We start from the raw sequence: 12,692 nt of genomic DNA, 5'->3' as shown, positions 1-12,692 counted from the left end.
TATATTATAATGCACACATGGCGCCGTCACGGCGGGGCCTGCGGCCCCGCACGGGACGACAACATTAATATCGAGGAAAATACCGTTGAGCTTTAACCGCCCTGCGGCACTCATGCTCCAGGCGACCGCCGTAGCAGGCGCGCTGTCGCTGCTCTTCTATATATTCGTCACATATCCGGTCATATTCCACTCCGACTCGGCGGCCTACATGGGGCTTGCCAGGGAACAGCGCGACTCGTGGTCGCTGCTTCCGGCGCTGTGGAACTACGGCACGGGCATAATGCTCCTCAAGCCCACGCTCCTGATGCACCTCTTCTCCCCCTTCCTGGGCTACTCCATCGCCTGCCGGGGCCTTGCGGTCCTCGCCTTCATCGCGGCCCTCCTGTGGACGGTCAGGGCCGTCATGGGAGGCCGCACCTCCATAGGCTTCCTGGTGACGGCGTCGCTCCTTGGAACGGGGGTATCGTCCTTTTTCGCCGAGTACATGTACGGCCAGGCGTCCTATCTCGACGGCACACTCGTGGCGCTGGCCGCCGTGGCCGTCTCTTTTTCCCTGCTCAATAGCGACCTTCTCCGGGAGAGCCGGGCCGCGGCGCTGACGGCCCTGCTCTTCTTTCTCGTCTTCTTCAACGCCCTCACCGGCCTATCCAACCTCGCGCGAAACATCCTCCCCTTCGTCGCCGTGCTTCTCGGCGCATGGGTCATGGACAGGCGCCACGGGGAGCGCGACTACCGCTACCTCGTTGTCGCCGGCATATGGGTGCTCGCCTCTCTCGGCGGAATCATGAGCTACTGGGCCTTCGCGGCCTCCAAGGGCACGGCCGCGGGCGCGCCCATAAGACTCGTCCCCTACGAGAGGATCCCCGAAAACGCAAGGATAGTGCTGGAGGGCCTCGGCTTTCTCTTCAACGGCGTCTTCACGGGACGCGCCCCCTTCTACATCCCCTTTGCGCCGCTCAACTGGCTGCGCGGCGCCTTTCTCGCCGCCGTCGTCTTCCTGGTGCCGCTGTGGATGCTGGTCGCCGCAAGAGGCGGCGGGGACCGCCGCCTGCGGATGATGGTGGCCTACTACGGCCTTTGCCTCACGGTGGCGCTGCTCTCGCTGCTCCTCACCACCGTCACCATAGACAGGTTCTCGTCGCGCTACCTCGTCTATCCGCTCTTCCTCTCGACCGTCGTCCTCGGCATGTCCGTCGACGGCCTGCGCCTCGGCGAGAAGTCCGCCGCGGCGCTGACGGCGGCGCTGCTCCCCTTCTGCTTGAGCTCCATGCTCCTGCTCAACGCACCGGCGCTGCTGAAGGTCCGCCCGGACGGCTCCATCGAGCTCGGTCGTCAGAGGAACCACTTCTCCGACGTCACGGCCTTCTTAGAGGCCGAAGGCGCGAGTTACGGCTACGCCACCTTCTGGAACGCCGGCGTCATAACGGCCCTCTCGGACTGGAGAGTGCAGACGAACCAGATTCTCATAAACGCCGAAGGACTCCTGGAGCCCTACTACTGGCTGTCGTCGCGGCGCTGGTACGCGGCCGAGAACCACCGGGGACCGAGCTTCATCATGCTCTCGCCGGGCGAGGAGATCGACAACGAAATCCTCTTTACGCGGCTCGGCCGCCCGGCCCGCGAGCTCGCCCACGGCCCGTACCGCATCCTCGCCTTCGACTACAACATAACCGAGCGCCTGCCGGCCTGGCGCGACTACCGCGCCCTCACCCGGCCACTCGACTTCAGGCTCCCGGAGAGCGCCTTCCGGGTGGAGCTGCGCGCCGCCGTGGAGCAGGTGCGCGCCCTGCCCGGCGAGATCGTGGTGGTCCCGGTGGAGATAACGAACAGGGGCACCCACACGCTCTGCTCCACGAGGTTCTTTCCCGTGCGCGTCGGCGCGCAGCTGCGCGACGGCGACGGCGCCATGATCGACCGGGATTTCTCGCGCACGCCGCTCTACTGCGTGACGCCGGGCACGACGTCGGTCAACGGCGCGCGCTTCATCGCCCCGCGCAGGCCCGGCCGCTACACGGTGGAGATCGACCTTGTCCAGGAGAACGTCGCCTGGTTCGCCCAGAAGGGGGCGAAGACGGCGACCCTCGACCTCTACGTGGAAGAGGGCGGGGGCCGCTCATAGCGAGGCCCCGCCGCCCCGGCCGGCGCTGCCCGGAGGATACCCGATGGCTGAGCACCTTTCCATGGACGAAGAAGAGACGGTCTACTCGGTGACCATCCCCGTCTACAACTCGCAGGCCACGCTCGCCGAGCTCATGGAGCGCCTCACGGCCGTAATGGACGCCACGGGGCGGCCCTACGAGGTCATACTGGTGGACGACGCATCGCGCGACGGCTCGTGGCGGGAGATAAAGAGGCTGAAGAAGCGCTATCCGGCCATAAGGGGATTTCGCATGATGAGCAACGTGGGCCAGTACAAGGCCCTGCTCTGCGCCCTCGATCACGCCAGGGGCCGTTACGTCATAACCCTCGACGACGACCTCCAGAACCCGCCCGAAGAGATACCGAAACTCATCGCAAGGATAGAGTCGGACGACGAGGTGGAATGCGTAATCGGCGCCCCCCGCACCAAGCGCCACAGCCTCTACCGCAACATGGGCACGGCCTTCGTGTCGTGGATATACCGCGTCATATTCAACAAGCCCCGCGATCTCACCACGTCGAGCTTCCGTATCTTCACGGCCGGCGTGCGCGACGCCCTCGTCCAGTACAGGACGCGCAATCCCGTGCTCACGCCGCTGCTTCTCAGGAACGCCCGCTCCATAGTCAACGTGGAGGTCGAGCACGACGAGCGCAGGCACGGGCGCTCGGGCTACAGCCTTGCAAGGCTTGTGAAGATCACGCTCGACAACGTCCTCAACTTCTCCACCCTGCCGCTCAAGGTGGTGAGTCTCGTGGGACTCGCGGCGGCGTCGCTGAGCCTGCTGCTCACCGCCCTCTACGCCTTCTGGTACGCGCAGGGCAAGGTGAGCGCCCCGGGATTCATAACGCTCGTGCTGCTCATCACCTTCTTCAGCGGCCTCATACTCCTTTCCATGGGTCTCATCGGCGAGTACCTCATAAGGATCATCGAGGAGGTCAACCACTCGCCGCGCTACATAATAAGGGAGAGGACGTGAAGGCCGCCGTCGAAGACCTCTTGATATACGGGGCGTCGTACCCCGACACTCTCAAGCTCATCGGCGCCGTCAACGCCGAGGCCCCTGCCTTCCGCGTGGCGGGCTACCTCGACGACCTGAAGGCCGGCAGGGAGACATCCTTCATGGGCCTTCCCATACTCGGCGGCGGCGAGGCCATAGAGGAGTACGTGAAGCGTGGCTGCCTGCTGGTAAACAACGTCTTCTCCACCACGGCGGCAAGGCGCGCCGTGGCGGCGAGGATCGAGGCCGCCGGGGCGCGCTGCGCAACCCTCGTCCACCCGGCCTGCGACCTCGCCGGCGTCGAGGTGGGCACGGGCGCCGTGGTCATGGCGGGCGTGCTCTTCGGCGCGGACGTCGTCGTCGGGAGGCAGGCGGCCGTGAGGATGGGCGCCGTGGTGAACCACAATAACCGCATAGGAGAGTTCGCCTTCATAGGTCCGGGGGTTACGCTCTGCGGCCACGTGACGGTGGGCGATGGCGCCTACATCGGCGCCGGCGCGGTCGTGAAGGAGCGGGTGAGGATCGGAGCCGGGAGCGTTGTGGGGGCCGGAGCCGTGGTGGTGGGGGACGTTGCCGACGGTGCGGTCGTGGCCGGCGTGCCGGCCAGGCCCCTGCGGGGCGGCGGGACCGGGCCGTGACCGCTCCCGGCGCCATGAAAGACCGTGAAGGCAGGCCCTTCCCGGCGGCGGGCCTGAGGCGCGACGAAAGGGGGGTATGGCGGCTGCCGCAGGAGCGGGACAGGGAGATCTCCTACCCCGAAGACGGCCACGACCGCTGCTACGCCGTCGAAGAGTCGTCCTTCTGGTTCAGCCACAGAAACAGCGTCATCACGACCGTGGTCAGGCGATTCCCGCCGGCCGGCGCCATGCTCGACGTGGGAGGGGGAAACGGCTTCGTCACCATGGCGCTCGGCAAGGCCGGCTTCGACGCCTGGCTCGTGGAGCCCGGCTACGGCGGCTGCCTAAACGCCGTGGAGCGGGGCGTGGAGACGGTGGTAAACGCCCGCCTCGAGGAGCTCTCCATTGCGGAAGGCACGGTCGGAGGCATAGGGCTCTTCGATGTCATCGAGCACCTGCGCAGGCCGGAAGGGCTGCTCCGCGAGGCGGCGAGGACGCTCTGTGACGGCGGAAGGCTCTACGTGACCGTGCCGGCCCACGACTGGCTCTGGAGCCACGCCGACGTGCGGGCCGGTCACTTCAGGCGCTACGGCCCGGCCGCCCTCCGCCGCGCCCTCGACGGGGCCGGCCTCGAGACCGAGTACCACACCTTCTTCTTCTCCTTCATGGCCGCCCCCCTCTTCATCATGCGGACCCTCCCCCACCGGCTCGGGCTCGGCCGCACGGACGCCGATGAAAAGACGCGCCTGTCGGAGACCAGGGCCGACCACGCGCCCAAAAAGGGCCCTGCCGGCATGCTCATGGAGGCGCTCTTCAAGAGAGAACTCGCCGTCATCGACGGCTCGCGCATGGGCCACGGCACGAGCCTGCTCGCCGTGGGCCGCCGCCGCTGAGCCTTCACCGGGGGAAACTTTCCGCAGAAGGGCCACAGGCCCACGTTTCCCCCAGACCCCCTTCAAAGACTTTTAATCCCCTGCGGACCATCCCGATTCTGCAAGCAGAATCGGGATGGTCCGCAGGGCGTTAAAAGTTTTTGGAGGGAGTCTGAGGGAACCTTTTTTACAAAAAGGTTCCCTCAGTTCAATAGGCGCCCTTGCCGGAGAAGACGGCGGGGATGGTCTTGAACATTATCTTTATGTCGAGCCAGAGGCTCCAGTTGTCTATGTACTGGAGGTCCAGGCGCATCCAGTCGTGGAAGTGGAGCAGGCTGCGCCCGCTCACCTGCCACAGGCAGGTGAGTCCCGGCTTCATGGAGAGCCTTCGCCTCTGCCAGCGCTCGTAACGGGCCACCTCGGAGGGGATCGGCGGCCGCGGGCCGACGATGCTCATGTCCCCCTTGAGGACGTTCCAGAACTGGGGCAGCTCGTCGAGACTCGTCTTACGCAGGAACCTGCCCACGGGCGTTATCCTCGGGTCGTTGCGCATCTTGAAGGCCGGACCGTCGTTCTCGTTGAGGGAAGCAAGCCGTGGCTTCATCTTCTCGGAGCCGACGTACATGGAGCGGAACTTGTAGAAGTCGAAGACCCTGCCGTTCAGCCCGCAGCGTTTCTGCACGAAGAGGACCGGCCCCGGCGAGGTGAGCTTTATGAGGACCGGTATGACGGCGAAGAGCGGGGAGAGGAGCACCAGAGCGGCCGCCGAGAGGACTATGTCGACGAGGCGCTTGACGAGCAGCGCCACCTCGTTGGTCGGTATGGTGGTGAAGGTGAGAAGCGGCGTATCGCCTATCTCCTCGATGTGGACCCTCGCTATCATGTGGGGGAAGATGTCGAGCGCAAGGCGGGCGTTTATGCCGTGGTCCTCGAGGAAGAGGAAGATGTTTTCCAGCTCCTCGACACGCTCGCGCGAGACGGCGAAGATGACCTCGTCGACCACGCTCTTTCGCACGAGCTCGGGTATGTCCCCTATGGTCCCTATGACGGGAGCGCCGAGCCCGCCCGCCTCCCCGCCGGTATCGTCCTCCCTTATGTAGCCCAGGAGGTTGAAGCCCCAGCCCCTGTGCTCGGCCACGAGCCTCCCGATGTTGCGTGCCGTCCCGCCGGTGCCGACGATTATGACGTTTCTCCTGTTTTGCTCGCTTCGCAGACCCCAGGCCACCACCTTGTAGAAGACGAGCCGCGTCACGGTCAGCGTCAACAGGTTCGATGCGACGAATACGGCGAGGAAGAGCCGGCTGAAGTAGAGGGTCTTGTACAGGAAGATGAGGGCCGCGAGCGCGAGCGCCCCGACGAGCACGGCCGTCCAGGCGCGCACGAGGTCCCTTACGAGCGACGAGGTGAGCGAGAACCTGTAGGCGCCGGCGTAGAAGAGGGCGGCCGTCCAGATCGGGATGATGAAGAGCAGCAGCCAGTGGTACTGGGCGAGTCCGAAGAGCTTGTCGAAGGAGGTGAACCACGTATCCCTTATCCAGTAGGCGAGATAGAAGGACGCGACGGTCGCCGCCATGTCGATGCCGTAGGCCGCGGCGGCCAGCACCTGGGCCTTCTTCTTAACCACGGCGCCCTCCCGTCCCGGCGGCGGCCCTGGTCCGCCCGCCGCCCGCGAACTCCTCGAACTTCTCCTCGATAAAACCCAGGAACCTCTCCTTGAAGACCCGGCTGTCGAAGCGCAGGGCGTGGGCCCGTATGGCCGCGGGGTCCACATCCATGGCGCCCTCCTCGAAGCGCCTTACGGCGTCGGCTATCGACTCCGGCGTCCTCTCGTCGAAGAATATGCCGCTTACCCCTTCCTTCACGGTATCGAGGGCCCCGCCGCCGCGGAAGGCGATGACCGGGCGGCCCGCCGCGTTCGCCTCGAGCGGCGCTATGCCGAAGTCCTCCTCGCCCGGAAAGACGAGCGCCCGGCACCCAGCGTACCAGCGGGCGAGCTCGTCGTCGCCGCAGGGACCGGGAAACTCCACGTTGCGCGCCGCCATGGCCCGCAGCGCAGGAGCGTAGGGGCCGTCGCCCACGACCTTGAGCGGCAGACCAAGGGTGTTGAAGGCCTCGACGGCCAGGTCTATGGACTTGTAGGAGTTGAGGCGCGACACTATCAGGTAATAATCGCCGGCGCCGGCCGAAGGCGTGAACTTGGAGGTCTCCACCGGCGGAAAGATGACGGTGCTGTGGCGGCCGTAAAAGCGGGCTATCCTCTCCCTCGTCTTCGACGAATTGGCAACGTAGCGGTCGGGACGGTCCTTCGTGGCCAGGTCCCACCGCCTGAGTCCCTCGATGAACCGGGGGAGCACGGCCCTTGTGAGCGGCCCCATTCCCTCGCGCTCCACGTAGCTTTCGTAGTCCCAGACAAAACGCATGGGCGTGTGACAGTAGCAGACGTGAAAGGTGGAGGGGTCGGCCTTTGTGGCCCCCTTGCCGAAGGCGCTGCTCGAGCTCACGATGATGTCGTAGCCATCGAGCATCAACGAATCGAAGACCCGCGGATAGAGCATGACATACTTCTTGAAGTGGCGCAGAACCCCGGGAAGACGCTGCATCCACGAGGGCCTGATGTCGGCGCCGGCAAGCTCGGGCAGAAGGTTGTCGTAATCGACGATGGACGTATAGATGGGGGCCCGGGGAAAGAGCTCGTGGAGCGCGGCCACGACCCGTTCGGCCCCGCCCCTCTGATTGAGATAGTCGTGGACTATAGCTATCCTGAGGCCCTCGAGACCCACGATGACATCCTTTCAGACGATCCCCATGCGCCGTACCGGAAAGACCGCCGGCCGGAAGATATGCTTCGTCCGGTGTTATGGAGACTCCGATTTATTGCACTGAGGGAACCTTTTTGTAAAAAGGTTCCCTCAGACTCCCTCCAAAAACTTTTAATGCGAGGTGGTTTCCCCCTGTTTTGCTTGGCAAAACAGGGGGAAACCACCTCGTATTGAAAGTCTTTGAAGGGGGTCTGGGGGAAACTTTCTACAGAAAGTTTCCCCCAGCGTAATAAATCAGAGTTTCCTCATATTTTAGGACAGAGAGGTCGAGGGTTCAAGTGGAAAGTTACGGGCGGCTCTGTGCAAGGATTTGAAAATACAGCAAAAAGACGGAGGAGCGCAGTCGGGGGGGCTGTGCCCTCACAGGTCGAGGAGTCTGAGCATTTCGCCTGTCCTCCACTTCCAGGTGTGACGCCGGGCGAGTTCCACTCCCCCCGCCGTGTCGATCCTGCCGGAGAGGGCGTCTTCGATGCCGGCCAGGAACTCGTCGGCCGAAGATGCGAGCCGGCACACGGAGGCGTAGGGGACGAGGGCCGGGAGCCTGGTGGCGACGACCGGCCTGCCGGCGGCCAGGTACTCGAAGAACTTCATGGGGAACATGGAGCGCGTGTAGTCGTTGAGCGGCGCAGGTATGACGGCCGCGTCGAAGGCGGCGAGCCAGCGCGGCACAAGAGCGTAGGGCCTGGGACCGACGAGGTGGATATTGGGGGCCCTGAGCCGTTGCGCCGAAGTGCCGGGCTGGCCCTCGCCGACCTTGCCCACCAGGACCCACTGCCACTGCGGTCTTCGGGCGGCGAGGGCGGCGATGAGGTCGAAGTCCACCTTGTACTCGCTCAGGGCGCCCACAAAGCCTATCCTCGGCCGTTCTACCGAGGCGAGCTCTGCGGGCTCGTCCCCGGGCTCCATGGCCCTTGAGAAGTGGTCGAAGTCCACCACGTTGGGCAGGCAGCGGCACCTTCCGGGAGCCGCCGCCTCGCAGCGCCGCTGGAGGGTCGGGCTCGTGGTGAAGACCATGCGGGCCGCCCCCGCAAGCTCGCTCTCGGCCCGAAGCACGGCGTCGGCCGCCGCGCCCGGTATGGCCGAGAGGTCGTCGACGCAGTGGTAGACTATATCGTCGAGGCCGAGGCTTCGAGCAAGGGGAAGCGACATGGGGTTGTAGGTCCAGAAGAGCGGGTCCCGGAAACGAAGCCGCAGGATGTGTCGCCGCAGCGCCGCCGTCATGACGCCGTCGTTTACGGCCTTGACAAGGGGGTTGGACTGGAGCGGGACGACGAGGGGCGACCAGACCCAGAGCCCCTCTCTCGGCCTCTTGAGCCCGGAAAGGCCCTTTACGAGCCTGCGCCACATGCGGCGCAGGTCGGCGGCCCGCGCCGTGGGACGCCGCAGCCCCGCCGACTCGATGTAGAGGACCCTGAAGCCCTCGTCGGCCAGCGCCGAGGCGAGGTGCTGCTTGTTGGTCCAGAAAGGATTGTCCCAGTCGGCGGTGGAGAAGAATATGATGTCGCGTTTCACGGCCTTCTCACCTCGACGGCCCGTCGCACCTCGCCGTCGCGGCGCACGGCGAGCTCCAGGCCCGCCTGCTCCGTCGCCCCCTCGGCGACGAGGCGGCCCCCATCGCTTCTCAGCACCACGCGGTCTCGCATGACGAGGAAGTCGAGACACTCGCCGAGCGAAGAAAACCCGATGTTCCCCGCGCCCTTAACCGCATCCATCAGGGCCCTGTGGGCCCCGGCCCGCTCCTCCTCGTCGCGCCAGCCGTAGCTGTAGGCCTCGGAGAAGGGATGGTCCAGGTACCCGAAGATCGAGCCCGCGGCGAGGTGGTTGAAGAAGGACTCGATGTAGGGCTCGACGCTGTCGCCGTAGCGGTGGAAGCAGTCGCCGTGGAGCATGCACTGCTGGCTCAGCGAGACCATGGGTCCGGCGCACTCCGGCAGGGCCGGGACGCGGCCTGCGCGGCCCAGTAGATACTGGGGGTCGTTGTGTATTATGCCGCCCACGAAGGCGGCGATGCCGGCATCGGCCATGGCCCTCACGGCGAAAGGGGGGTTGCGGTGGAAGGGCGAGACGGCGTAACGCACCGGCGCGGCCCCCTCGATATGGCCTTCCAGCCAGGAGACCGAGCGCCTCACCTCATCGACGGCCGCCTCGTAACAGCCGCCCCAGTCGGGCCGATGGCTCATGGAGTGCGTGAGCAGCGACCCTCCGCTTCGCGCAACGTCCCTCAGGAGTCTCATGTCCTCGCCGTCGAGCCCGATCCCCGGCGTCACGGCCATGGAAAAGGGTACGCCCTCGTCACTGTAGAGCTCGAAGAGGCAACGGGCCGACGAGACGGCCTGGTCGCAGTCCAGGCGCATGGTCACCAGACCGTCGAGGCCGTAGGGCACCTCGCACAGAAGCGGGAAGGTCGGAAGCTCTCCGGCCCTGTAGTCGCAGAAGAAGGTCTCGACGAGCCGCCATTCCACGCTGTCCACGGGCCCGGCGGCCCTGTTGAACCACAGGAGCGAGGCATGGGGCAGGTCGAGGACCGCTGCGTAGAGCGAGAGGCGGCGGCCGCCGCCGGTGAGCGCCGCCAGGGGACGCGCGCCGTCGGCGTCGGCCAGGCAGGCCACGGCCCAGAGACCGCCGCCCTCCTCTTCCGGCCATGGCCCCATGCGGCCGTAGCCGAGGTTGTTCCACTCGTCGGTGAAGTCGTATCGCGCAAGGGGCCGCTCCTCGAGGACCGCCGCCGCGCCGAGGCCGTGGGATCGGTCGTAACGGACCGAGACCGGGGAAGCGTTGAAGGGCTCACTCCCGTCGAGACGCACGTGGTGCCACGCCTTCGCCTCGCCGGGCAGGGCGCCGGTGCGGAGCCCGAGAAGCGGCGCGACCTCACGGCCGGGCTCGCCGAGGACCAGGACCTTGCGCCCTCCCCTTGAAAGCCTCTCCACGAGGGCCCTCTCGCCGTCGCCGGGGGCGACGAGCACGGCCCCGGCCGGGAGCTCCCCCATGGTGTCGTAGGTGCGGCGGCGCACCTGTCCGGCGGTGAAGGAGCGGACCATCGCCGCCTCCACGACGGCGCCTGCCACCTCCTCCCCCTCGTGATGCAGGACCGCTATCTCCATCTCTCAGTGCGCGGCGGCGCTCGTGTGCCGGCCGCCGTCCTTCAGTCGCCCTATGAACTCCCGTGTAAGATCGGTATAGAAGAAGCCGTACTCCACGGCCGGCTCGATTGTCGTGGCCTCGAGGTACTCGTTCCAGCCGTAGATGAGGATATGGCTGGGGCCAAGCCGCGCGGCCGCCTGGAACTGCTCGAGGTACGTCATGCCTTCCCGCCTCGCAAGGACCGGCGCAAGCTGTGGCGTGCGCCTTAAGAGCGTGTCGTCGTAGCCTGGCACAACCGCCACGAAGCCGTCGAAGGAGCGCATCTGCCCCGTCCCGGTCCAGAAGGCCACGTAGCGGAGGGCCTCGAAGTAGCGGTGGAGCGTGAGGGCGCCGGAAGCGGCCTCATCGCGCAGGGCGGCCGTCCAGGGCGTGTCGACGAACTTGGAGGGCTCCAGCGTCGCGTCCCACGAGGGAAGGAAGATGGGGAAGCGGAGCTCGTAGCGGCCGCCGTAGCGTTCCAGGAGCGCCGCCGCCTCGCTCGGGGCGGGCGAGAAGACGAAGACGAGCTCCCTGCCGCTCGGCCCATCCACGAGCCCGTCGGTCCAGCCCCGCTCCTCGATGAGCCGGAAGAGCCGCGGCAGGAGCCTGTCGCGGTCGCGCCGCCTGAAGGGCGCGGCGTCGAAGAGGAAGCTCCAGCGCAGCCCCAGCCTCCGAAGGTGGGGGATCGCCGCGGCTATCGCCTCTTCGACGAGGGCGAAGGCGTGGTCCTCGGGGGCGACGAGCTCGAAGATCACGTAGTCCACGCCGGTGGAGGCAATAAGCTCCATCTGGCCGGCTATGACGGAGCCGTCGGCAGAGCGGTACTCGCCGGCAAGGGGGGTGTGCCTGCGGGGGATGCGCCAGCGCGAGTCGTCGTACCAGGGATAGAAGTATATGCCCACCTTCACGTCCCCCAGGCCCCGGGGCGGATCGAAGAGCGCCGCTACGCGGCGCTCCGGACAGGCGTACCAGAGCATGAGAGCCGCCGCGGCGGGGACGGCGAAGACGGCGGCGAGGACCCGCAACCTCATCTGCACCCCCGCCCGCTCAGTGGGCCTGGGCCCGCGCCGAGCGCACCCGCTCGATGAACCGGCGGGTCATATCCACGTAGAGACGGCCGAACTCCCTTGTGGGCTCTATGGCCGTGGCCTCGAGGTACTCGTTCCAGCTGTAGACGAGCACGTGCTCGGGGCCCAGCGCCATGGCCCTTTCGAGCTGTTCGGCGTAGGTGCGTCCCTCGCGCCGTCCCACTATGGGGGCCACCTGGGGAGTGCGCTCCAGGAGCGTGTCGTCATAGCCAGGCACCACCGACACGAAGCCGTCGAAAAGGCGCATCTGCCCCGTCTCCGTCCAGAAGGCGATGAAACCGAGGGCCTTGAGATACTCGTATATGGAGACCCGCCCCGTGCGGGCCTTCTCCCTCAGGCGCCCGGTCCTCGGGCCCGGTATGATGATCTCCTCGTCAACGGCCATGGACCAGCGGGGATGGAAGTTCGGAAAGCGCAGCTCGTAGCGCCCGCCGTAGCGGTCGAGCAGCAGGTCGGCCTCGTGGGCGTCGGGCGCGAAGACCAGAAGCAGGTCCCTGCCGGTCGGCCCGTCGGTCAGTCCGTCGGTCCAGCCCCGCTTTTCGATGTATGCCATCATGTCGTGGATCTTCGCGGTCCGCTCCGGGGCGAGCAGGAAGGCCGCGTCGATGAGGAAGGTCCACTCCATGCCGATCTCGCGCAGCCTCGCAACGGCCGCCTCGATGCCCTTCTCCACCACCCCGAAGGCGTGGTCGTCGGGCGGGACCATCTCGATGATTACGTAGTCGAAGCCCGCCGAGCGTATCTCGTCCATCTGGGCGGCTATGAGCCCGGGGTCGGTCGAGTCGTACTCGCCACGAAGGGGGGTGTGGCGGCGGGGCACGGCCCAGCGGCCCTTGTCGTACCAGGGATAGAAGTAGACGCCGAAGCGCACGTCCGGGGCCGTGGCGTGGAGGTCTACGGCGCGGACGAGCCGGCGCGACGGCTCGCACCACCACAGTGAAAAGGCCAGGGCCGCGGCTGCGAGAACTCCCAGGACCGCGGCCGCGAGTATGCAGCTCCTTCTCTTCAAGCCGTCTTCCCTGCATCCACTGCCGGGCAC

General features: G+C 66.4%; 10 protein-coding genes. 4 read left to right on the top strand and 6 right to left on the bottom strand.

Annotated elements, in window-relative coordinates; translation table 11 throughout:
- Positions 1-112 precede the first annotated feature (112 nt).
- The 4 genes from ENJ37_05050 to ENJ37_05035 are packed head-to-tail and all read left to right on the top strand — an operon-like array spanning position 113 to position 4,647.
- Positions 113-2,119 (top strand): hypothetical protein, encoded by a 2,007-nt coding sequence (locus ENJ37_05050; protein ID HHL39852.1) that lies wholly within the window; start codon positions 113-115, stop codon positions 2,117-2,119.
- A 43-nt stretch (positions 2,120-2,162) separates the two neighbouring features.
- On the top strand, positions 2,163-3,116 hold the full coding sequence (locus tag ENJ37_05045; GenBank protein ID HHL39851.1) for a glycosyltransferase: 954 nt from the start codon (positions 2,163-2,165) through the stop codon (positions 3,114-3,116).
- The gene (locus ENJ37_05040; GenBank protein HHL39850.1) at positions 3,113-3,775 is read left to right on the top strand and encodes a hypothetical protein; all 663 of its coding nucleotides are present in this window, start codon (positions 3,113-3,115) and stop codon (positions 3,773-3,775) included. Before ENJ37_05045 ends, ENJ37_05040 begins: the two co-directional genes overlap by 4 nt.
- A 14-nt stretch (positions 3,776-3,789) precedes the next feature.
- Positions 3,790-4,647, top strand: coding sequence for a class I SAM-dependent methyltransferase (locus ENJ37_05035; protein HHL39849.1), 858 nt, complete (start codon positions 3,790-3,792; stop codon positions 4,645-4,647).
- Positions 4,648-4,834: 187 nt separating this feature from the next.
- Here the strand turns inward: ENJ37_05035 and ENJ37_05030 are convergent, their stop codons facing one another.
- The 6 genes from ENJ37_05030 to ENJ37_05005 form a co-directional block, all read right to left on the bottom strand.
- Entirely contained in the window at positions 4,835-6,397 is a 1,563-nt protein-coding gene (locus ENJ37_05030) for a sugar transferase (protein HHL39848.1), read from the bottom strand.
- The gene (locus ENJ37_05025) at positions 6,243-7,406 is read right to left on the bottom strand and encodes a glycosyltransferase family 4 protein (protein HHL39847.1); all 1,164 of its coding nucleotides are present in this window, start codon (positions 7,404-7,406) and stop codon (positions 6,243-6,245) included. The genes ENJ37_05030 and ENJ37_05025 overlap by 155 nt, the downstream gene beginning before the upstream one ends.
- 399 nt (positions 7,407-7,805) lie before the next feature.
- Complete coding sequence (locus ENJ37_05020; protein HHL39846.1) at positions 7,806-8,957, bottom strand: glycosyltransferase family 1 protein; 1,152 nt, start codon at positions 8,955-8,957, stop codon at positions 7,806-7,808.
- Positions 8,954-10,546 carry a hypothetical protein gene (locus ENJ37_05015; protein HHL39845.1) on the bottom strand — a complete coding sequence of 531 codons (1,593 nt, stop codon included), beginning with the start codon at positions 10,544-10,546 and terminating at the stop codon, positions 8,954-8,956. The genes ENJ37_05020 and ENJ37_05015 overlap by 4 nt, the downstream gene beginning before the upstream one ends.
- Before the next feature lie 3 nt (positions 10,547-10,549).
- On the bottom strand, positions 10,550-11,596 hold the full coding sequence (locus ENJ37_05010; GenBank protein HHL39844.1) for a hypothetical protein: 1,047 nt from the start codon (positions 11,594-11,596) through the stop codon (positions 10,550-10,552).
- Between the two features lie 16 nt (positions 11,597-11,612).
- Positions 11,613-12,662, bottom strand: a complete 1,050-nt coding sequence (locus ENJ37_05005; GenBank protein ID HHL39843.1) for a hypothetical protein — start codon at positions 12,660-12,662, stop codon at positions 11,613-11,615.
- Between the last annotated feature and the right edge of the window lie 30 nt (positions 12,663-12,692).

It is taken from the genome of Deltaproteobacteria bacterium (assembly GCA_011375175.1).
In the GTDB taxonomy this organism is placed as follows: Bacteria; Desulfobacterota; GWC2-55-46; order GWC2-55-46; family DRME01; genus DRME01.
The sequence above is the reverse complement of the archived record's forward strand: the minus strand, read 5'-3'. Positions and strand labels throughout refer to the sequence as shown.

Coding starts and splice junctions, on each gene's coding strand:
- ENJ37_05050 (HHL39852.1), top strand. CDS start 113: ATGCTCCAGGCGACCGCCGTAGCAGGCGCGCTGTCGCTGCTCTTCTAT.
- ENJ37_05045 (HHL39851.1), top strand. CDS start 2,163: ATGGCTGAGCACCTTTCCATGGACGAAGAAGAGACGGTCTACTCGGTG.
- ENJ37_05035 (HHL39849.1), top strand. CDS start 3,790: ATGAAAGACCGTGAAGGCAGGCCCTTCCCGGCGGCGGGCCTGAGGCGC.
- ENJ37_05030 (HHL39848.1), bottom strand. CDS start 6,397: ATGTGGACCCCGCGGCCATACGGGCCCACGCCCTGCGCTTCGACAGCC.
- ENJ37_05015 (HHL39845.1), bottom strand. CDS start 10,546: ATGGAGATAGCGGTCCTGCATCACGAGGGGGAGGAGGTGGCAGGCGCC.
- ENJ37_05010 (HHL39844.1), bottom strand. CDS start 11,596: ATGAGGTTGCGGGTCCTCGCCGCCGTCTTCGCCGTCCCCGCCGCGGCG.